The 19,057-nt window shown below is 62.2% G+C and carries 17 protein-coding genes; 12 read left to right on the top strand and 5 right to left on the bottom strand.

The window, feature by feature from the left end; all coding sequences use genetic code 11:
* Positions 1 to 35: 35 nt before the first annotated feature.
* The 6 genes from rplS to ABVN20_RS08160 all read left to right on the top strand — a co-directional run bounded on the left by rplS (position 36) and on the right by ABVN20_RS08160 (position 5,897).
* Positions 36 to 386, top strand: coding sequence for a 50S ribosomal protein L19 (gene rplS / locus ABVN20_RS08185; RefSeq protein WP_003175895.1), 351 nt, complete (start codon positions 36 to 38; stop codon positions 384 to 386).
* A gap of 99 nt (positions 387 to 485) precedes the next feature.
* Positions 486 to 1,382 (top strand): site-specific tyrosine recombinase XerD, encoded by an 897-nt coding sequence (gene xerD, locus ABVN20_RS08180; protein ID WP_368555140.1) that lies wholly within the window; start codon positions 486 to 488, stop codon positions 1,380 to 1,382.
* A gap of 281 nt (positions 1,383 to 1,663) precedes the next feature.
* Positions 1,664 to 2,395, top strand: coding sequence for a bifunctional protein-disulfide isomerase/oxidoreductase DsbC (dsbC, locus tag ABVN20_RS08175; RefSeq protein ID WP_368555138.1), 732 nt, complete (start codon positions 1,664 to 1,666; stop codon positions 2,393 to 2,395).
* A gap of 133 nt (positions 2,396 to 2,528) precedes the next feature.
* Positions 2,529 to 3,833 carry a homoserine dehydrogenase gene (locus ABVN20_RS08170; RefSeq protein WP_201194139.1) on the top strand — a complete coding sequence of 435 codons (1,305 nt, stop codon included), beginning with the start codon at positions 2,529 to 2,531 and terminating at the stop codon, positions 3,831 to 3,833.
* A gap of 60 nt (positions 3,834 to 3,893) precedes the next feature.
* Complete coding sequence (gene thrC / locus ABVN20_RS08165) at positions 3,894 to 5,303, top strand: threonine synthase (RefSeq protein ID WP_368555137.1); 1,410 nt, start codon at positions 3,894 to 3,896, stop codon at positions 5,301 to 5,303.
* A 309-nt stretch (positions 5,304 to 5,612) separates the two neighbouring features.
* Positions 5,613 to 5,897, top strand: a complete 285-nt coding sequence (locus ABVN20_RS08160) for a DUF3509 domain-containing protein (RefSeq protein WP_368555135.1) — start codon at positions 5,613 to 5,615, stop codon at positions 5,895 to 5,897.
* Positions 5,898 to 6,072: 175 nt separating this feature from the next.
* Here the strand turns inward: ABVN20_RS08160 and ABVN20_RS08155 are convergent, their stop codons facing one another.
* Both ABVN20_RS08155 and ABVN20_RS08150 read right to left on the bottom strand, forming a co-directional pair.
* On the bottom strand, positions 6,073 to 7,062 hold the full coding sequence (locus ABVN20_RS08155) for a TIGR02285 family protein (RefSeq protein WP_368555134.1): 990 nt from the start codon (positions 7,060 to 7,062) through the stop codon (positions 6,073 to 6,075).
* Positions 6,989 to 8,188, bottom strand: a complete 1,200-nt coding sequence (locus ABVN20_RS08150; RefSeq protein WP_368555132.1) for a CaiB/BaiF CoA transferase family protein — start codon at positions 8,186 to 8,188, stop codon at positions 6,989 to 6,991. Before ABVN20_RS08150 ends, ABVN20_RS08155 begins: the two co-directional genes overlap by 74 nt.
* A gap of 147 nt (positions 8,189 to 8,335) precedes the next feature.
* On the opposite strand from ABVN20_RS08150, the gene ABVN20_RS08145 reads away from it, so the two are divergent.
* The 3 genes from ABVN20_RS08145 to ABVN20_RS08135 all read left to right on the top strand — a co-directional run bounded on the left by ABVN20_RS08145 (position 8,336) and on the right by ABVN20_RS08135 (position 12,046).
* Entirely contained in the window at positions 8,336 to 8,878 is a 543-nt protein-coding gene (locus ABVN20_RS08145; protein ID WP_368555131.1) for a YaeQ family protein, read from the top strand.
* Between the two features lie 57 nt (positions 8,879 to 8,935).
* Positions 8,936 to 10,645, top strand: coding sequence for a single-stranded-DNA-specific exonuclease RecJ (gene recJ, locus ABVN20_RS08140; protein WP_368555130.1), 1,710 nt, complete (start codon positions 8,936 to 8,938; stop codon positions 10,643 to 10,645).
* Positions 10,646 to 10,939: 294 nt separating this feature from the next.
* A complete protein-coding gene (locus tag ABVN20_RS08135; protein WP_368555129.1) occupies positions 10,940 to 12,046 on the top strand; it encodes an NADH:flavin oxidoreductase/NADH oxidase in 1,107 nt (368 codons plus the stop codon).
* 107 nt (positions 12,047 to 12,153) lie between these two features.
* On the opposite strand, the gene ABVN20_RS08130 is transcribed toward ABVN20_RS08135, so the two are convergent.
* Entirely contained in the window at positions 12,154 to 13,275 is a 1,122-nt protein-coding gene (locus ABVN20_RS08130; RefSeq protein WP_368555127.1) for an OpgC family protein, read from the bottom strand.
* Positions 13,276 to 13,573: 298 nt separating this feature from the next.
* Between ABVN20_RS08130 and ABVN20_RS08125 the strand changes: the two genes are divergently transcribed.
* Positions 13,574 to 13,948: a GtrA family protein gene (locus ABVN20_RS08125; RefSeq protein ID WP_368555125.1), complete on the top strand. Its 375-nt coding sequence runs from the start codon at positions 13,574 to 13,576 to the stop codon at positions 13,946 to 13,948.
* Between the two features lie 16 nt (positions 13,949 to 13,964).
* On the opposite strand, the gene ABVN20_RS08120 is transcribed toward ABVN20_RS08125, so the two are convergent.
* Positions 13,965 to 15,584, bottom strand: coding sequence for an FMN-binding glutamate synthase family protein (locus ABVN20_RS08120; protein WP_368555124.1), 1,620 nt, complete (start codon positions 15,582 to 15,584; stop codon positions 13,965 to 13,967).
* A gap of 157 nt (positions 15,585 to 15,741) precedes the next feature.
* Positions 15,742 to 16,542 carry a response regulator transcription factor gene (locus tag ABVN20_RS08115; RefSeq protein WP_368555123.1) on the bottom strand — a complete coding sequence of 267 codons (801 nt, stop codon included), beginning with the start codon at positions 16,540 to 16,542 and terminating at the stop codon, positions 15,742 to 15,744.
* 126 nt (positions 16,543 to 16,668) lie between these two features.
* On the opposite strand from ABVN20_RS08115, the gene ABVN20_RS08110 reads away from it, so the two are divergent.
* Both ABVN20_RS08110 and ABVN20_RS08105 read left to right on the top strand, forming a co-directional pair.
* Entirely contained in the window at positions 16,669 to 17,490 is an 822-nt protein-coding gene (locus ABVN20_RS08110) for a carbon-nitrogen hydrolase family protein (protein WP_368555122.1), read from the top strand.
* 222 nt (positions 17,491 to 17,712) lie between these two features.
* A complete protein-coding gene (locus ABVN20_RS08105) occupies positions 17,713 to 19,038 on the top strand; it encodes an APC family permease (protein ID WP_368555121.1) in 1,326 nt (441 codons plus the stop codon).
* Positions 19,039 to 19,057: the final 19 nt, after the last annotated feature.

Below are 19,057 nucleotides of genomic sequence, written 5' to 3'. Positions count from 1 at the left end.
ATGGTAGATCAGACGATTTACCTTAGGAGCACAGCATGACTAACAAAATCATCCTTGCACTCGAAGCAGAGCAGATGACCAAAGAGATCCCTACCTTTGCCCCGGGCGACACCATTGTCGTTCAGGTGAAAGTGAAGGAAGGCGACCGTTCGCGTCTGCAAGCGTTCGAAGGCGTTGTAATCGCCAAGCGTAACCGCGGCGTAAACAGTGCATTCACCGTTCGTAAAATCTCCAACGGTGTTGGCGTAGAGCGTACTTTCCAGACCTACAGCCCGCAAATCGACAGCATGGCTGTCAAGCGTCGCGGTGACGTACGTAAAGCCAAGCTGTACTACCTGCGCGACCTGTCGGGTAAAGCAGCTCGCATCAAGGAAAAACTGGCTTAAGTCCAGCTTCCGATGCAGAAAAAAGCAGCCTACGGGCTGCTTTTTTGTTGCCCGCGATTTATCGTTCCCGACCGTATTGCCGCTTTCGCCCGAGCCTCCATGCCTGCCATTGATCATCCCCTCATAGACCAGTTCCTCGATGCGCTGTGGCTGGAGAAAGGTCTCTCCGACAACACCCGTGACGCCTATCGCAGTGACCTGGCGTTGTTCAACGGCTGGTTGCAGGACAAGGACCTGGAACTGATCAACGCCGGTCGCGAGTTGATTCTCGATCACCTGGCCTGGCGCCTGGAGCAAAACTACAAGCCGCGTTCCACCGCGCGCTTTCTCTCCGGCGTGCGTGGCTTCTATCGCTATCTGCTGCGGGAAAAGCTGATTGCCGTCGATCCGACGTTGCGCGTGGACATGCCGCAACTGGGCCGGCCGCTGCCCAAATCCCTGTCGGAAGCGGATGTGGAGGCGCTGTTGAAGGCGCCGGACCTGAGTGAAGCCATCGGCCAGCGTGATCGCGCCATGCTCGAAGTGCTCTACGCCTGCGGCCTGCGGGTGACCGAGCTGATCAGCCTGACGCTGGAACAGGTCAACCTGCGCCAGGGTGTGCTGCGGGTGATGGGCAAGGGCAGCAAGGAGCGGCTGGTGCCCATGGGCGAGGAGGCGATCGCCTGGGTCGAGCGCTACCTGCGTGATGGCCGTGCCGAGCTGCTCGGTGGTCGCCCCAGCGATGTGCTGTTCCCCAGCCAGCGCGGCGAGCAGATGACCCGCCAGACCTTCTGGCACCGCATCAAGCACCAGGCCAAGGTCGCCGGGATCGGCAAGTCGCTGTCGCCGCACACCCTGCGTCACGCCTTCGCCACGCATTTGCTCAACCACGGCGCCGACCTGCGGGTGGTGCAGATGCTGCTGGGCCACAGCGACCTCTCGACCACCCAGATCTACACCCACGTGGCGCGGGCGCGGTTGCAGGACCTGCATGCCAAACACCATCCGCGCGGGTGAAGATGTTCCACCCCTCACTGTGGGAGCGAGCCTGCTCGCGATAGCGGTACATCGGTCAAAAACGATGTTGACTGACACTCCGCTATCGCGAGCAGGCTCGCTCCCACAGACAAGCGGTTCCTCACGGCAAACGATCGCTGAGCAATGCCTTGCATCACCGGCATTCGGCCCCACGCGCCTTACTGTGGTAGGCTTTGCCGGTTTGCACGATGGAAGGTTGAGACCCGGTGTTCCGGCACGGGCGTTCTGATCGTTCCATCTGTCCGCCTTCAGGAGTTCTCATGCGTCTGACCCAGATTTTCGCCGCCGCAGCCATTGCGTTGGTCAGTACCTTTGCCGTCGCCGACGATGCGGCAGACAAAGCCATTCGTAAAAGCCTGGAAAACCTCCAGCTCGAAGTACCGGTAGAAAGCATCTCCGCCAGCCCGTTGCCGGGCCTGTACGAAGTCAAGCTCAAGGGCAGCCGCGTGCTCTACGCCAGCGCCGACGGCCAGTACGTGGTGCAGGGCTACATGTTCCAGCTCAAGGACGGCAAGCCGGTCAACCTGACCGAGAAAACCGAGCGCCTGGGCATTTCCAAGCTGATCAACGACATTCCGGTCGCTGAGACAGTGGTCTACCCGGCTGTCGGCGAAACCAAGTCGCACATCACCGTGTTCACCGACACCACCTGCCCGTACTGCCACAAGCTGCACGCCGAAGTGCCCGAGCTGAACAAGCGCGGCATCGAAGTGCGCTACGTGGCGTTCCCGCGCCAGGGCCTGGGTTCGCCGGGTGACGAGCAGTTGCAGGCGGTGTGGTGCTCCAAAGACAAGAAAGCGGCCATGGACAAGATGGTCGATGGCAAGGAAATCAAGGCCGCCAAGTGCGATAACCCGGTTTCCAAACAGTTCGCCCTGGGCCAGTCGATTGGCGTGAACGGCACGCCGGCCATCGTTTTGGCCGACGGTCAGGTGATTCCGGGCTACCAGCCTGCGCCACAAGTCGCCAAACTGGCGTTGGGCGCGAAGTAATTTCGCATCGTCGGGGCCTGTCCCCGGCGATCATGGTCCGGCGGCAGCATTGCCGGGCCATCAATAGAGAGCCGCGAACCTGCGGCTGTTTTCACGGCCGGCCTCGTGTCGGTCGTTTTATGGGGAGTTCACAGTGAAACCGGTCAAAGTAGGCATCTGTGGGTTAGGGACCGTCGGTGGCGGAACCTTCAACGTACTTCAGCGCAACGCCGAGGAAATTGCTCGTCGTGCCGGGCGTGGGATCGAAGTGGCGCAAATTGCCATTCGCACGCCAAAGCCTCAGTTCCAAACGACCGGTATTGCGATTACCACCGATGTCTTCGAAGTGGCCACGAACCCTGAGATCGACATCGTCATAGAGCTGATGGGCGGCTATACCGTTGCCCGCGAGCTGGTACTCAAGGCCATCGAGAATGGCAAGCATGTGGTCACCGCGAACAAGGCGCTTATCGCCGTTCACGGTAATGAAATTTTCGCCAAGGCGCGTGAGAAGGGCGTGATCGTTGCGTTCGAAGCCGCCGTGGCCGGTGGCATTCCGGTGATCAAGGCGATCCGCGAAGGCCTGTCCGCCAACCGCATCAACTGGGTGGCGGGCATCATCAACGGCACCGGCAACTTCATCCTGACGGAAATGCGCGAGAAGGGTCGCACCTTCGAAGACGTGCTGGTCGAGGCCCAGGCACTGGGTTACGCCGAAGCCGACCCGACGTTCGACGTCGAAGGCATCGACGCGGCGCACAAGCTGACGATCCTGGCGTCCATCGCGTTCGGTATCCCGCTGCAGTTCGACAAGGCGTACACCGAAGGTATCACCAAGCTGACCACCGCCGACGTGAACTACGCCGAAGCGCTGGGCTATCGCATCAAGCACCTGGGCGTGGCGCGCAGCACCGCTGCCGGCATCGAGTTGCGCGTGCACCCGACGCTGATTCCGGCCGATCGCCTGATCGCCAACGTCAATGGCGTGATGAACGCGGTAATGGTCAACGGCGACGCTGCTGGCTCGACCCTATTCTACGGCGCTGGCGCCGGCATGGAGCCGACCGCTTCGTCGGTGATCGCCGACCTGGTGGACGTGGTTCGCGCCATGACCTCCGACCCGGAAAACCGCGTGCCGCACCTGGCGTTCCAGCCGGATTCGCTGTCGGCCCATCCGATCCTGCCGATCGAAGCCTGCGAAAGCGCCTACTACCTGCGCATCCAGGCCAAGGACCATCCGGGCGTACTGGCCCAGGTGGCGAGCATCCTGTCGGAGCGCGGCATCAACATCGAGTCGATCATGCAGAAAGAAGTCGAAGAGCATGACGGCCTGGTGCCGATGATCCTGCTGACCCACCGTGTGCTCGAACAGCACATCAACGATGCCATCGCCGCCCTCGAAGCCCTGGCGGGCGTGGTCGGGCCGGTGGTGCGGATCCGCGTCGAGCACCTGAACTAAGCCATTGACCGGGCCTGCTTGCGGGCCCGGCTTTGCGAACACTGTCCATTGGAGTCAGTCATGCGTTACATCAGTACCCGCGGCCAGGCACCGGCCCTGAATTTCGAAGACGTCCTGCTGGCTGGCCTGGCCACCGACGGCGGTCTGTACGTCCCGGAAAACCTGCCACGTTTCACCCAGGAAGAAATCGCTTCCTGGGCCGGCCTGCCGTATCACGAGCTGGCCTTCCGGGTGATGCGCCCGTTCGTCACCGGCAGCATCCCGGATGCCGATTTCAAGAAAATCCTCGAAGAAACCTATGGCGTCTTCGCCCACAACGCCGTGGCGCCGCTGCGCCAGTTGAACGGCAACGAGTGGGTGCTGGAGCTGTTCCACGGCCCGACCCTGGCGTTCAAGGACTTCGCCCTGCAACTGCTCGGCCGCCTGCTCGACTATGTGCTGGCAAAGCGTGGTGAGCGCGTGGTGATCGTCGGTGCCACCTCCGGCGACACCGGTTCGGCTGCCATTGAAGGCTGCAAGCACTGCGAAAACGTCGACATCTTCATCCTGCACCCGCACAACCGTGTATCGGCAGTGCAGCGTCGGCAGATGACCACGATCTTCGGCGAGAACATCCACAACATCGCCATCGAAGGCAACTTCGACGACTGCCAGGAAATGGTCAAGGCGAGCTTCGCCGACCAGGGTTTCCTCAAGGGCACTCGCCTGGTGGCGGTGAACTCGATCAACTGGGCGCGGATCATGGCCCAGATCGTCTACTACTTCCACGCCTCCCTGCAGTTGGGCGGCCCGGCGCGTTCGGTGTCGTTCTCGGTGCCGACCGGCAACTTCGGCGACATCTTCGCCGGTTACCTGGCACGCAACATGGGCCTGCCGATCAACCAGTTGATCGTCGCCACCAACCGCAACGACATCCTGCACCGCTTCATGAGCGGCAACCAGTACGTCAAGGAAACCCTGCACGCCACGCTGTCGCCGTCGATGGACATCATGGTTTCGTCGAACTTCGAGCGCCTGCTGTTCGACCTGCACGGTCGCAACGGCGCGGCCATCGCCGGGCTGATGGACAGCTTCAAGCAGGGCGGCGGCTTCTCCGTCGAGCAGGAGCGCTGGACCGAAGCGCGCAAGCTGTTCGACTCGCTGGCCGTGGATGACGCGCAAACCTGCGAAACCATCGCCGAAGTGTTCGCCCAGACCGGCGAAGTGCTGGACCCGCATACCGCCATCGGCGTCAAGGCCGCGCGCGAATGCCGCCGCAGTCTGGAGATCCCGATGGTGATCCTGGGTACCGCACACCCGGTCAAATTCCCGGATGCCGTGGAAAAGGCCGGCGTTGGCAAGGCCCTGGAACTGCCGGCGCACCTGGCGGACCTGTTCGAGCGCGACGAGCGTTGCACCGTACTGCCGAACGACCTGAAAGCCGTGCAGAGCTTCGTCAGCCAACACGGTAATCGCGGCAAGCCGTTGTAATTTCGGCCCCCTGTAGGAGCGAGCTTGCTCCGGGCGGCGTTCCGACGATAGCGGTGTATCAGTCAACTCAGTGCTGCCTGCACACCGCGATCGCGAGCAAGCTCGCTCCTACAGGGAGGGCGGCGTGCAGCTAACCTCCCGACCAACGCCCCCCCGCTGTTTTTTCCCTGTCATCTTTGCCATGCATCCTCCGTAGACCAGAGACGCGAACGCGTGCTCTGCATCCCGAACTTTCTTCTCGTGCTGGCGGTCATTTACTGTAGACACGCCCCTGGCACTTCGTTTTCGGACTATTGAGTGGTGATCGAGATGGAAAGTATCTGCCTATTGCTCGGTGAGGCTCTGAGCCCGTATCAGGTGACATTGACCCCGTCGGGTGCCCATGGCGAATGCCTGGTGACATTGAAGAGCGCCACGGGCGCTATCGTGGTCGAGCGGGAATTCAACCAGTCTCAGCTGACGGACAAACGCCTGCTGACCGATGTGGTCGACGGCCTGCACCGCGACCTGCTGATTGCCGAAGGGCGCCTGGAGCCCTGCGTGATCGCCGCCTTGCGCAACGCCGCGCAGGAAAAGCTCCCAACCCACGCGTAAGTGAATTTTTTTTCACGGGAACCTTACTGGCCCAAGGTCAGTCAGAGCATGTAACAGCAGGACACAAGCATTGTGCTCCGGTGTTTGTCGCTTGCTGCTACTGGTCTTTGTACAGGCCACGTTTAACCCCGAGTCGTCTCCCCACTTCTCGGGGTTTCTTTTTGCCTGCGATTTGTCATGGCCGCCCTTGTTGCTCGAAGTACGCCCTGGACTCTTCCAGGTAGGCGCTGCGGCTCTCCGGGTCGAGCCAGGCGGCGTAGGCCTGGCTCAATTGATCGTGGGGCAGCTTGCGCAGCAGCTGGTTGATTTCGCTGATGGCCTGCCGCCCGCCCGGGGTGTCGTTGCAGCCGATGTAACCCGACAGATACTTCTCCGCGCCGAGAATCGGATAGAACTGCAATTCATCCTCGGCAATCCCTTGCTGTTGGGCCTGATAGCGGATTTCCGAGCGATAGCCCAGCAGGAACCGCAGGCGCCCCAGGCGTTGCATCTGCAACAGGCTGCCCAGGGCATCGTTGCCATAGTGCTGGGTCAGCACCTCGGCCGGTGCCTGTTTGAGCAGCGAGTCGAGGTAGGTGCCGTAGTTGCGCTCGCCGATGATGCCCAACTGTTCGCGGCCACTGTTCAACAGGGCCGCCAGGTCGACCTCGCCGTTCTGCAAGTAAGGTTCGATCACTTCATGATCGACCCGGCGTACGGCCAGGCCATTGCTCATGGCGCGGAACACCGGGAGCGAGAAGACGATCCAGCGCTCGCGTTCCTTGCTCCAGTTCAGGGCCGCATCGCACGTCAGGGACGGTTCGTGGAGCATCTGCAGGGCGCGGGCGCGATTGACCCGCAGCAGGATGTGCCGGTACTGGGGCATGCTGGAGGTCAGCAACGGCATCAGTTGGTCGATGACGCCCTGGCCTTTTTTCGGACCTTCGAAAATCATCAGCGGCGGCAGGTCGCGCAACAGCCAGATCATGGTTTCCCTGGGCTGGGCCAAGGCCGGCGGCACGGCGAACAGCCATACCAAAGCGCACGCGCAGACCGCCCTTGCCCCGTGCGCCAGCAAGTGCGGGGCGAGTGGTGAGCGCGGGCGCCTCAGCTTAGATGGCCCCGTCTTGACGCAGCTGTTCGATCTGTTCCCTGTCGTAGCCAAGATCGTTGAGTACCTGCACATTGTGTTCGCCCAACTGCGGCCCGACCCATTGCGAAGTGCCAGGTGTTTCAGAGAGTTTCGGCACGATGCCCGGCATCTTGAAGTCTTTGCCATCGGGCAGCTTGGCCTTGAGGAACATTTCCCGGGCCAGGTACTGAGGATCGTTGAACATGTCTTCGGCGCTGAAGATCCGGCTGGCAGGCACCTCGGCCTGATTCAGGTGCTGCATGACGGTGTCCAGCGGCAATGAATTGACCCAGCGATCAATCACCCCATAGAGCTCGTCGCGACGACTGTCGCGCCCGTCGTTGCTGGCCAGCTGCGGGTCATTGGCCAGGTCGTCGCGGCCGATCACCTGCATGAATCGCTTGAAGATCGCGTCGCCATTGGCACCGATCTGCACATGTTTGCCGTCGGCACTGGTGTGGATCGAGGAGGGCGTGATGCCCGGCATGATGTTGCCGGTGCGTTCGCGGATAAAACCGAACACGTCGAACTCCGGGACCATGCTTTCCATCATGGCGAAAATGGCTTCGTACAGCGCCACGTCCACCACTTGCCCGAGGCCGCCGTTGACTTCACGATGACGCAGGGCCATCAGCGCACCGATCACGCCCCACAGCGCGGCAATCGAGTCGCCGATGGAGATCCCGGTGCGCACGGGCGGGCGGTCCTCGAAACCGGTGATGTAGCGCAGGCCGCCCATGGATTCACCCACGGCGCCGAAACCTGGCTGGTCTTTCATCGGCCCGGTCTGGCCGAAGCCCGACAGGCGCACCATGACCAGTTTCGGGTTCAGCGCGTGCAAGACGTCCCAGCCCAGGCCGAGCTTTTCCAGCACGCCCGGGCGGAAGTTCTCGATCAGGATGTCCGCTTCGCCCAGCAGTTTCTTCAGGATCGCCAGGCCTTGCGGGTGTTTCAGGTTCAGGGTCAGGGATTTCTTGTTGCGCGCCTGGACGAACCACCACAGCGAAGTACCTTCATACAGCTTGCGCCACTTGCGCAGCGGATCGCCGCCATCGGGGGATTCGATCTTGATCACCTCGGCCCCGAATTCGCCGCAGATGCGCGAGGCAAACGGCCCGGCGATCAACGTACCCAATTCAATGACTTTCAGACCGGAGAGAGGTTTGGCGGCGGACGACATGCTGGATCCTGTAGGACAAAGGCTGGGCTGGTAGAGCGTTTTAGCACAGCCAGCCGTCAGACGCGCAATGATGATGGTCAGCAATTCGTTGATTAGTCGCCGCATCGGTTAGACTTGCCGCCTTTCCACGTATCAAGAAGCCCGTTCATGGCCCAGCCGTCCACGACCTACAAGTTTGAACTGAACCTCACCGACCTCGACCGCAGCATCTATGAGTCGGTGAAGCAGACCATCGCCCGTCATCCGTCGGAAACCGAAGAGCGCATGGCCGTGCGCTTGTTGGCTTACGCCCTCTGGTACAACGAGCAACTGTCGTTTGGCCGTGGTCTGTCGGACGTCGACGAGCCGGCCCTGTGGGAAAAGAGCCTGGATGACCGTGTCCTGCACTGGATCGAAGTCGGCCAGCCGGACGTCGACCGCCTGACCTGGTGCTCGCGCCGCACCGAGCGCACTAGCCTGCTGGCCTACGGCAGCCTGCGCGTCTGGGAAGGCAAAGTGATCCCGGCGATCAAGAACCTGAAAAACGTGCACATCGCGGCCGTTCCCCAGGATGTGCTGGAGACCCTCGCCCAGGACATGCCGCGGGTGATCAAGTGGGACGTGATGATCAGCGACGGTACGGTGTTCGTCACCGATGACCGTGGTCAGCACGAAGTCCAGTTGCAGTGGCTGAGCGGCGAACGCGGCTGATTTCCAGCGCGTCGCTCAGGTTTACCCTACATCTTCAAGAGAAGCATCTGTCACCCCATGCGTATCGAACCTCGCCTGTTGCCCGAAACCCTGCCATTTCTCGGCGATCTGCCGCCGCTGCTGACGCGTCTGTATGCGGCGCGGGGCGTGTCGAGCGAAGCTGAACTGGACAAGAGCCTGGCGCGGCTGATTCCGTTCCAGCAGCTCAAGGGGATCGACGCGGCGGTGGATTTGCTGGTGACAGCGCTGGAGCAACGCCAGCGGATTCTGATCGTCGGTGACTTCGACGCGGACGGCGCCACCGCCAGTACGGTCGGCACGCTGGGTTTGCGTCTGTTGGGCGCCGCGCATGTCGACTATCTGGTGCCGAACCGCTTCGAATACGGTTACGGCCTGACGCCGGAAATCGTCGACGTGGCGTTGACCCGCACGCCGCAACTGTTGATCACCGTGGACAACGGCATTTCCAGTGTCGAAGGTGTGGCGGCAGCGAAAAAGGCCGGTCTGAAGGTGCTGGTCACCGACCACCACTTGCCAGGCGACGAACTGCCGCTGGCCGATGCCATCGTCAATCCGAACCAGCCTGGGTGCGACTTTCCGAGCAAGGCGCTGGCGGGCGTCGGGGTGATTTTTTATGTGCTGATGGCCTTGCGCGCGCGTTTGCGCAGCCTTGGCTGGTACGACAGCAAGCCACAGCCGAACATCGGCGAATTGCTCGATCTGGTGGCACTGGGCAGCGTGGCCGACGTGGTGCCGCTGGACGCCAACAACCGCATTCTCGTGCATCAGGGCCTGGAGCGCATCCGCGCCGGGCGCGCGCGGCCGGGGATCAAGGCGATCCTCGAAGTGGCCAAGCGTGACCACGCACGCATCACCTCCACCGACCTGGGCTTTATCGTCGGCCCGCGCTTGAACGCGGCGGGGCGCCTGGATGACATGAGCCTGGGCATCGAATGCCTGCTCACCGACAACGCCGGTCTGGCCCGGGAAATGGCCGCACAACTGGACGGCATGAACCAGGACCGCAAGTCCATCGAGCAAGGCATGCAGCGCGAGGCCATGGCGCAGCTCAAGGACCTGCCGGTGGAGTCGATGCCATTCGGCCTGTGCCTGTTCGATCCGGAGTGGCACCAGGGGGTTATCGGTATCCTCGCCTCGCGGATGAAAGAGCGCTATTTCCGCCCGACCATCGCCTTTGCCGATGCCGGCGATGGTTTGCTCAAGGGCTCGGGGCGTTCGGTCCAGGGGTTTCATATCCGCGATGCCTTGAGCGTGGTCGCGGCGCAGCACCCCGACCTGATCAGCAAATACGGCGGCCATGCCATGGCCGCGGGCCTGACCTTGCCTGAGGCGAATTTTCCCTTGTTCGCCGAAGCCTTCGACGCGGAAGTGCGCAGGCAATTGCGCGAAGAAGACCTGACCGGGCGCCTGCTGTCGGACGGCACATTGGCCGTCGAGGAATTTCACCTCGAACTGGCCCGTGCCTTGCGCCACGCCGGTCCCTGGGGCCAGCACTTTCCCGAGCCGCTGTTTCACGGGGTGTTCCAACTGGTGGAGCAGCGTGTCGTCGGTGAACGTCACCTCAAGGTGGTGCTCAAAAGCGAGTGTGGCACGGTGAAGCTGGACGGCATCGCCTTCGGCATCGACCGCGACATCTGGCCGAACCCGACGATCAAGTGGGTCGAACTGGCCTACAAACTCGACCTCAACGAGTTCCGTGGCGTGGAAACCGTGCAGTTGATGATTGCCCACATCGAACCGCGGTAGGAGCGAGCTTGCTCGCGATGCGGTGTGTCAGACACATGTGTATTGACTGACACACCGCCATCGCGAGCAAGCTCGCTCCTACAGGGGAGTCGGGGTGTCGGGGGAATCGGGCAAACCGGTAGGAACCCCGCAATCCTCTCTGATGTCGACTAGGCTCTAAGCACTGCTTGATTGGCCTTGTGACGTCTTGTCGAATCTTTTGCCCGCGGGGGCGGGTGCTGCGCCTTTTTCCTGTCACTCGTCGACTTGTCAAACAGAACCCTGGAGCCTGACCACTGATAAGAGAGGTGCCCCATGAGTCTGCTGCTCGAACCCTTTACCCTTCGCCAACTGACCCTGCTCAACCGCATCGCCGTGTCGCCGATGTGCCAGTATTCCAGTGTCGATGGCCTGGCCAATGACTGGCACCTGGTACACCTTGGCAGCCGCGCCGTGGGTGGGGCGGGGCTGATTTTCACCGAGGCCACGGCGGTCGCCGCCGACGGGCGCATCACCGCCGAAGACCTGGGCTTGTGGAACGATGAACAGATCGAGCCGCTGCAACGCATCACCCGGTTCATTGCCGCGCAGGGGGCTGTGGCGGGCATTCAACTGGCACACGCCGGGCGCAAGGCCAGCACACACCGGCCGTGGATCGGCAAGCACGGCAGCGTAAAAGTCGAAGACGGTGGCTGGACCCCGGTCGGCCCGTCGCCGATCGCATTCGACCCGCAACACACCCAACCCAAACAGCTCGATGAAGGCCAGATCGCCGACGTCATCCAGGCCTTCGTGGCCTCGGCCAAACGCGCGTTGACCGCCGGTTTCAAGGTGGTGGAAGTCCACGCCGCCCATGGCTATCTGCTGCATCAGTTTCTGTCACCGCTGAGCAACCAGCGGCGCGATCAATATGGTGGTTCGTTCGAAAACCGCATTCGCCTGGTGTTGCAAGTCACCGAAGCGGTGCGCGCGGTGTGGCCCGAAGAGCTGCCGGTGTTTGTCCGGGTGTCGGCCACCGACTGGGTTGAGGACGGCTGGAACCCTGATGAGACCGTCGAACTGGCTCGCCGCTTGAAAGACCTGGGGGTGGACCTGATCGACGTGTCCTCGGGCGGTACGGCGGCCAACGCCGAAATCCCCACGGGCCCTGGTTACCAGACCCGTTTCGCCGAACGTGTACGCAAGGAATCCGGTATGGCCACCGGTACGGTCGGCATGATCACCGAACCGGCTCAGGCCGAGCACATCCTGCGCACCTGCCAGGCCGACATCATCTTTCTCGCCCGCGAGTTGTTGCGCGATCCGTACTGGCCGCTGCACGCCGACGACGACCTGGGCGGGCGCAAGGCCACCTGGCCAGCGCAGTACCAGCGCGCGACGCACCGCGATCAGCCGATTCATGAGTCGGATTTGCGGGATTGATGTCCACCTGTGGGAGCGGGCTTGCTCGCGAAGGCGGAGTGTCAGTCAACTAATTCTTGACTGATACACCGCCTTCGCGAGCAAGCCCGCTCCCACAGAAACCTTGTTCAGGCCGGTACGGCGTGCGCCCTGTTCAGGTGTTTGTTGAACTCCAGCCACGCCCCCAGCAGCGCCATCAACCCGGCGCCCACCAGGGCGGTGAAGATCTGCATGGCGAAGGCATCGTCGGTCATGGCGTTGATCATGTCGGCCAGTGGTGCCAGCAGCACGCCCAGGCAGAAAATTTCCAGGGAGTAACGCCCCATGCGGCAGGATTGCTGCGCCCACCAGTTCTGCGTCCAGCCGGTGTCCGGCAGCAGTTTCGCCGTCACATAGGCGATTGCCAGGAAATGCACGAGTCGCACCGGTGACAGGTCGGTCTTGCTGATCGGGTACAGCAGGTTGCTCAGCCAGGCCGGCATCACGGCGTCGTGAATCTCGGGCCAGCGCCAGGACAGGGTGATCACGCCCGTGACGACCACGTAGATTGCCGCGCTGACGAACAGCGGCTGGCGCATCAGCGGCCGGGTGTCCGGCGCGCGCGCCTGCTGGCCATGGCTCGCGGCGGCGCCGCCGAGGACAAACAGCAACTGCCAGACCACCGGGTTGAAGTACCACACGCCGTCCTTGATGGCCGCCAGGTTCCAGCCGAACCACGGCGCCAGCAGGTACACCGTCAGGGACATCGCCACCACCGTCCAGGCCTTGTGCACCAGCAGCGGCAGCGCCAGCGGCAAACCCGCCAGCAGCACGATGTACAACGGCAGGGGGTCCATCAGGTTGGGTTTGAAACGCAGCAGCAGTTCATCCATCAAGGCCTGCTGCGGGTCGGTGATGAAATGGTGCATGCCCATTTCTTCCACCAGGTCGCGGGTTTCCACGTGGCTGTTGGCGAAGAACACGATGCCCATCAACATCGCCAGCAGGAAAATATGCACGACGTAGAGCACCCAGGCGCGGCGCAGGATCTTCAGGCAGGCGAACAGGTAACCGTCGCGCTTGAGGATCTTGCCGTAGGCCAGCACCGCGGCATAACCGGCGAGGAACACGAATATCTCGGCGGCGTCGCTGAAACCGAAGTTGCGCGGGGTGATTTGCCCGAGTGGATTGTGCGGCACGTGATCCCAGAAAATGAAGATCAGCGCCAGGCCTCGGAAAAAGTCGATTCGGTGATCGCGTTCGGACGTCATGACAGCGGTCTCGGGAACGGGTGTTGAAATAAGGAGTGGCGGGCCGCGCCAAAAGTTGCGCGCCGCACAACGGCGGCGCGCAGGGTGGCCTTATTTTGTGACAATTGCAAAAACCCGATATTACTGAATGTCTCAGGCACCTGGGGTCTTCATGGTTGAAGCAGGCTGCCGGTTTCCCTGGGATGACCTGTGACCGCTGGTCAGGAATAGGCCAGCACCTGTTATTTCTGACAGTAGACCCTCACCCCAACGCCTATTAGCGTGAACCGATCTGCAGCCGGAAACTCACGGGTACGGCATGAAAGCCTTTTGGAAAGGGTTCGCGAGCTACGCGGTTATAGGCTTGGCCAACATGCTCATTCATTGGCAGGTGTTTTTCGTCCTGACCACCGCAGCCGAACTCAACCAGGCGCTGGGTAACTTCCTGGCATTCTGTGTCGCCGCTTCCTTCAGCTTTTACGTGAATGCGCTGTACACGTTCGACGCGCGGGTTTCGGTGCTGCGCTACCTGCTCTTTGTCGGTCTGATGGGGGCCATGAGCTTCGGTATCGGCTTCGCGGCGGACAGTTGGGGGATACGTCGCCTGGTGACGGTGGCGACGTATTCATTGTTGAGCCTGCTGTTAGGTTTCCTGTTCTCGCGGTTGTTCATGGTCCGTGAGCCTGAGGCGTGAATCTGTTTCGTGTGGATTACGCCGCTACGATTTCATTAGGCTCAAAACTATCCGCCCGCGCCATCTGCCACATGCGCGAATAGAACTCGCCGTTGACCTCGCCGGTGAGCAATTCCCCGGGTTTGAGGAACACGTGCAACTGCGAGAACAGCTTGATCTCGGTGGCTGACATGCGTCGCACCAGGTGCTTGGCCGACAACTGCGAAGGGTGATCCAGGCCGGCGGCAGCGAGCATTTCGGCCAGGCCCTTGAGGGTGTTGCGGTGGAAGTTGTAGACGCGCTGGGCTTTGTCCGGCACCACCAGGGCGCGCTGGCGCAGGGTGTCCTGGGTGGCGACGCCGGTCGGGCATTTGTTGGTGTGGCAGCTTTGCGACTGGATGCAGCCGATGGCGAACATAAAGCCGCGCGCCGAGTTGGCCCAGTCGGCCCCGATGGCCAGGACGCTGGCGATGTCGAAGGCGCTGACGATCTTGCCGCTGGCGCCGAGTTTGATCTTGTCCCGCAGGTTCAGGCCCACCAGGGTGTTGTGCACGAACAGCAGGCCTTCGCGCATCGGTACGCCGATGTGGTCGGTGAACTCCACTGGCGCGGCGCCGGTGCCGCCTTCCTTGCCGTCAATGACGATGAAGTCCGGGAGGATGCCGGTTTCCAGCATCGCCTTGGCAATGCCCATGAATTCCCACGGATGCCCCAGGCACAGCTTGAAGCCCACCGGTTTGCCGCCGGACAGTTCGCGCAGTTGCTTGATGAAGTGCATCAGTTCGATCGGCGTGGAGAACGCGCTGTGGCGCGAGGGCGAGATGCAGTCTTCACCCATGAGGATGCCGCGGGTCTCGGCGATTTCCCGGGTGACCTTGTGCTTGGGCAGAATCCCGCCGTGGCCGGGCTTGGCGCCCTGGGACATCTTGATTTCGATCATGCGCACTTGCGGCGTCTGCGCCTGGGCGGCGAAGCGTTCGGGGTCGAAACGCCCGTCCGCTGTGCGGCAACCGAAATAACCGCTGCCCAGCTCCCAGGTCAGGTCGCCGCCGTTTTCCCGGTGATAGGCGCTGATGCTGCCTTCACCGGTGTCGTGGGCGAAGTTGCCGAGCTTGGCGCCCTGGTTCAAGGCGCGAATGGCGTTGGCGCTGAGCGAGCCGAAGCTCATCGCCGAGATGTTGAACACCGAGGCCGAATACGGCTGCGTGCACTGTGGGCCGCCGACCGTGACGCGGAAACTGCTCGGGTCGCTCAACGGCGCCGGGCGCATCGAGTGCCCGATGAACTCGAAACCCGATTGATAGACGTCGATCAGGGTGCCGAAGGGTTTGTCGGCGGTTTCGTTCTTGGCCCGCGAATAGACCAGCGAGCGCTGGGCGCGGGAGAAGGGCAGGGCGTCGCTGTCGGACTCCAGCAGGTACTGACGGATTTCCGGACGGATGCCTTCCACCAGATAGCGGATGTTGCCCAGGATCGGGTAGTTGCGCCGTACCGCGTGCGGGCTTTGCAGCAGATCGAACACGCCGATCAGGCTCAGGACCCCGGTCACGGCGGTGAACGGCCAGAGCCAGTCGTGCTCCAGGAAGGGCAGGCTGGCGAGGGTGAAAATCACGCACGCGGCAAAGAAGGCATAACGGCTCAGGAGTGACAGGCTCATACGGTTTCCCTGGGTTCGGACTCGGTTATTGCATACACCAGTACCTGTAGGAGCGAGCTTGCTCGCGATGCGGTGTGTCAGTTGAAATATTGTTATCTGACACACCGCATCGTCGGAACGCCGCCCGGAGCGAGCTCGCTCCTACAGGGTGTTGGCATCAGGCGTTTTGCGCTTGCAGAAAAATCGAAAACAGCTCGGACTGGGACTTGATCCCCAGCTTGCTGTACATGTGTTTCTTATGGACTTTCACGGTTTCCACGGAGATTTCCAGCTTGCGGGCGATTTCCTTGCTGGAGCAGCCGCTGAGCATCAAGCGTCCGACGTCCAGCTCCCGGGCGGTCAGTTGCGCCCCCTTGAGTTGCTGCACCGACGCCTCCAGTTGCACCCGCCAGTCGCCCTGCGCCGGCGCGGGGGCCAGGGCCACGATTTCGTTGATTTCGTAGGGCAGGCGTTGGCGCAACAGGCCGAGCACCCATGGCTGGATCAACGATAGCAGGGCAATCTGCTCGGCGCTGAAGTGGCGTTTGCTGCCCAGCGACAGGCACAGCGTGCGTTCGCCTTCGAGCTGGCAATTAAACTGGATTTCGTCAGCCACGACATTCACACGAAAGTATCGTTGATAGTACTCGGTGAGTTCGAAATGCTCCGGCGCCACCTCCGATAAACGGTACAGACCGGTGCGCGATTGCTCGCGGCAGGCGATGTAGAACGGGTCGAGCAGGTACAGGCCGCGCAGATAGTCCTGGAACAACGGATCGGGGCCGCCATCCTCGCCCGGGCATTCGGCGAACACCTGCGGGTGCTGGTCGGCGCTGAACAGCAGTGCCACCCAGCTGTCGCATGGCACGTACTGGTCGAGCAGGCGCACCAGTTGCGCCCAGAAATTGGGCTTGTCCAGGGCGTCGATCAGTTGCCCCACCGAGCGGTGCCAGGCGATGTCGTCCAGCGAGAGTGTCATGGCTCTACCCCTATGGTGTTACCCCGGCCGCGTGATTCCCTGACCGGTTGCTTGCTGCGCATACTGGCGCACAGACACCGACCGGGCAATCTTTCTGGCGCCCGGCCCGCAGAACAAGGAATACCGATGAAGATCGAACTCGCCCAATTGGCGGGCCGTGACAATGCTACGGCTTACAACCTCGAACGCGCACTGGCAGCGATTGCCGCCTGCGCCGCCGACACCCGACTGATCATGTTTCCGGAAAGCCACCTGATGGGCTTCCCGTCCGCCGACACCGTCGCCCGTGTCGCCGAACCGCTGGACGGCCCGACCGTCAGCGCGATTGTCGCCGCTGCCCGTGAGCGCAATGTGGCGGTGGTGATCGGTACCGCCGAAAACGACAACGGCCGCTTCTTCAACACCACCCTGTTGATCACCCCCGAGGGTATCGCGCTGAAATACCGCAAGACCCACCTGTGGGCGTCGGACCGCGGCGTGTACGAAGCGGGCGACCGCTACGCCACCTGCCTGTGGAACGGTGTGCGGGTCGGGCTGCTGATCTGCTACGACATCGAGTTCCCGGAAACCGCCCGCGCATTGGCACAACTGGGCGCCGAACTGCTGATCGTCACCAACGGCAACATGGACCCCTACGGCCCCACGCACCGCACCGCGATCATGGCCCGCGCCCAGGAAAACCAGGCCTTCGCGGTGATGGTCAACCGCGTGGAAGAGGGCGATGGCGGGCTGCTGTTCGCCGGCGGCAGCGCGTTGGTCGATCCGCTGGGCACGCTGCTGTTCGAGGCTGGCCGCGAGGAAGGGCAGTTCACCGTGGAGCTGGACCTGAACCAGCTCAAGGCGGCGCGCCAGGATTATCGCTACCTCGATGACCAGCGGCTGAAGTTGCCGGGGGAGCTGGTCGAGCATGCGGGTGGGTTGCGGGAGTTGATGATTCCCAAGGGCTGATCCGGATTTTGTGCTGTTCGGGCCGGCCCTATCGCGGGCAAGCCCGCTCCCACAGGTTTTGTGAACGCCCAAGATCCCTGTGGGAGCGGGCTTGCCCGCGAAGAGGCCCGCACAGCCAACACAACTGTTTGACCTTCACCCAATAACAACAAGGCAACACCCAAAAAAAACTGCACCGAACTCGGTTCTGCCATAAATCTAATAATTGCGGAGTAGTCGCTCATGGCTCGTTTGCAACGCACCCTGTCACTGGGGTCGGTGGTGCTGTTTGGCATCGCCTACATGACGCCGATCATCGTGCTCGGCACGTTCGGTATCCTCGCTCAATCCACCGAAGGCATGGTGCCTGCCGCTTACCTGGCAGCCCTGGTGGCGATGTTCTTCACCGCCATGAGCTACGGGCGCATGGCTTCGGCGTTTCCCGTGGCCGGTTCGGCCTACAGCTATGTGCGCAAGGCCATCAGCCCCAAGCTCGGCTTCATCGCCGGTTGGGCGGTACTGCTCGATTACCTGTTTTTGCCGATGGCCATCTGGCTGATCGGTGCGGCGTACCTGTACTCCGCGTTCCCGGCGGTGCCGCAGTGGGTGTGGGTGCTGGCCTTCATCGGCATCACCAGTGCGATCAACATCGTCGGCCTGAAACTGGCCAATGGCGTCAATGCCCTGTTGATGCTGGTGCAGTTTCTGGTGCTGATCGCGTTCGTCGCGCTGTGCGTGCATTACGTCGCCGGGGATGCGAGCACGCCGTTGTGGTCGCTCAAGCCGTTCTTCAACGGCGACATGCAGATGCCGCTGATCATGAGCGGTGCCGCCATCGCCTGTTACTCGTTCCTGGGCTTTGACGCGGTCAGCACGCTGACCGAAGAAACCCGCGACCCGCGCCGAACCATCCCACGGGCGATCATGCTGATCACCCTGATCGGTGGCCTGATCTTCGTCGGCGTGTCGTACTTCGTGCAGGTCGCGCACCCGTCGTTCCAGTTCGACAGCGTCGACTCGGCGGCCTATGAAATTGCCCGCAACATCGGCGGCGACCTGTTCGTCTCGATCTTCCTGATCGGCCTGATCGTCGGCCAGTTCGCCTCGGGGCTGTCGGCCCAGGCCAGCGGCTCGCGCCTGTTGTTCGCCATGGGCCGCGACGGTGTGCTGCCCAAGTCGTTCTTCGGCACCCTGCACGAACGCTTCGGCACGCCGATCAACAGCATCCTGCTGTGCGCTGTGGTCGCCTTGCTGGCGCTGAAACTGGACGTCACCACCTCGACCTCGTTCATCAACTTCGGCGCGTTCCTGGCCTTCAGCCTGGTCAACCTGTCGGTGATCTTCCATTACTGGATCGGCGGCGAGAAAAAAGGCCTGCGCGAGTTCGTGCTGTTCCTGCTGTTCCCCTTCATCGGCCTGGCGGCGGACCTGTGGCTGATGGTCAGCCTCGACCACCTGGCGATCTACCTCGGCCTGAGCTGGCTGGCGATCGGCGTGGTGTACCTGGCGGTGCTGACCGGCGGCTTCCGTCGCCAGCCACCGGAGATGGATTTCCAGGAGGCGGCGTAAACGGCTACCCGATTCAACC

Origin of the sequence: Pseudomonas sp. MYb118 (genome assembly GCF_040947875.1) — a bacterium.
Classification (GTDB): Bacteria; Pseudomonadota; Gammaproteobacteria; order Pseudomonadales; family Pseudomonadaceae; genus Aquipseudomonas.
This window is presented reverse-complemented; position numbering and strand designations above follow the sequence as displayed.

Bases quoted from the DNA above. Each gene is read 5' to 3' on its own strand.
- xerD (WP_368555140.1), top strand. From the start codon at position 486: ATGCCTGCCATTGATCATCCCCTCATAGACCAGTTCCTCGATGCGCTG.
- ABVN20_RS08160 (WP_368555135.1), top strand. From the start codon at position 5,613: ATGGAAAGTATCTGCCTATTGCTCGGTGAGGCTCTGAGCCCGTATCAG.
- ABVN20_RS08130 (WP_368555127.1), bottom strand. From the start codon at position 13,275: ATGACGTCCGAACGCGATCACCGAATCGACTTTTTCCGAGGCCTGGCG.
- ABVN20_RS08110 (WP_368555122.1), top strand. From the start codon at position 16,669: ATGAAGATCGAACTCGCCCAATTGGCGGGCCGTGACAATGCTACGGCT.
- ABVN20_RS08120 (WP_368555124.1), bottom strand. From the start codon at position 15,584: ATGAGCCTGTCACTCCTGAGCCGTTATGCCTTCTTTGCCGCGTGCGTG.
- ABVN20_RS08115 (WP_368555123.1), bottom strand. From the start codon at position 16,542: ATGACACTCTCGCTGGACGACATCGCCTGGCACCGCTCGGTGGGGCAA.
- ABVN20_RS08150 (WP_368555132.1), bottom strand. From the start codon at position 8,188: ATGTCGTCCGCCGCCAAACCTCTCTCCGGTCTGAAAGTCATTGAATTG.
- ABVN20_RS08135 (WP_368555129.1), top strand. From the start codon at position 10,940: ATGAGTCTGCTGCTCGAACCCTTTACCCTTCGCCAACTGACCCTGCTC.
- ABVN20_RS08105 (WP_368555121.1), top strand. From the start codon at position 17,713: ATGGCTCGTTTGCAACGCACCCTGTCACTGGGGTCGGTGGTGCTGTTT.
- ABVN20_RS08155 (WP_368555134.1), bottom strand. From the start codon at position 7,062: ATGTGCAGGTACTCAACGATCTTGGCTACGACAGGGAACAGATCGAAC.
- recJ (WP_368555130.1), top strand. From the start codon at position 8,936: ATGCGTATCGAACCTCGCCTGTTGCCCGAAACCCTGCCATTTCTCGGC.
- ABVN20_RS08125 (WP_368555125.1), top strand. From the start codon at position 13,574: ATGAAAGCCTTTTGGAAAGGGTTCGCGAGCTACGCGGTTATAGGCTTG.
- dsbC (WP_368555138.1), top strand. From the start codon at position 1,664: ATGCGTCTGACCCAGATTTTCGCCGCCGCAGCCATTGCGTTGGTCAGT.
- thrC (WP_368555137.1), top strand. From the start codon at position 3,894: ATGCGTTACATCAGTACCCGCGGCCAGGCACCGGCCCTGAATTTCGAA.
- rplS (WP_003175895.1), top strand. From the start codon at position 36: ATGACTAACAAAATCATCCTTGCACTCGAAGCAGAGCAGATGACCAAA.
- ABVN20_RS08145 (WP_368555131.1), top strand. From the start codon at position 8,336: ATGGCCCAGCCGTCCACGACCTACAAGTTTGAACTGAACCTCACCGAC.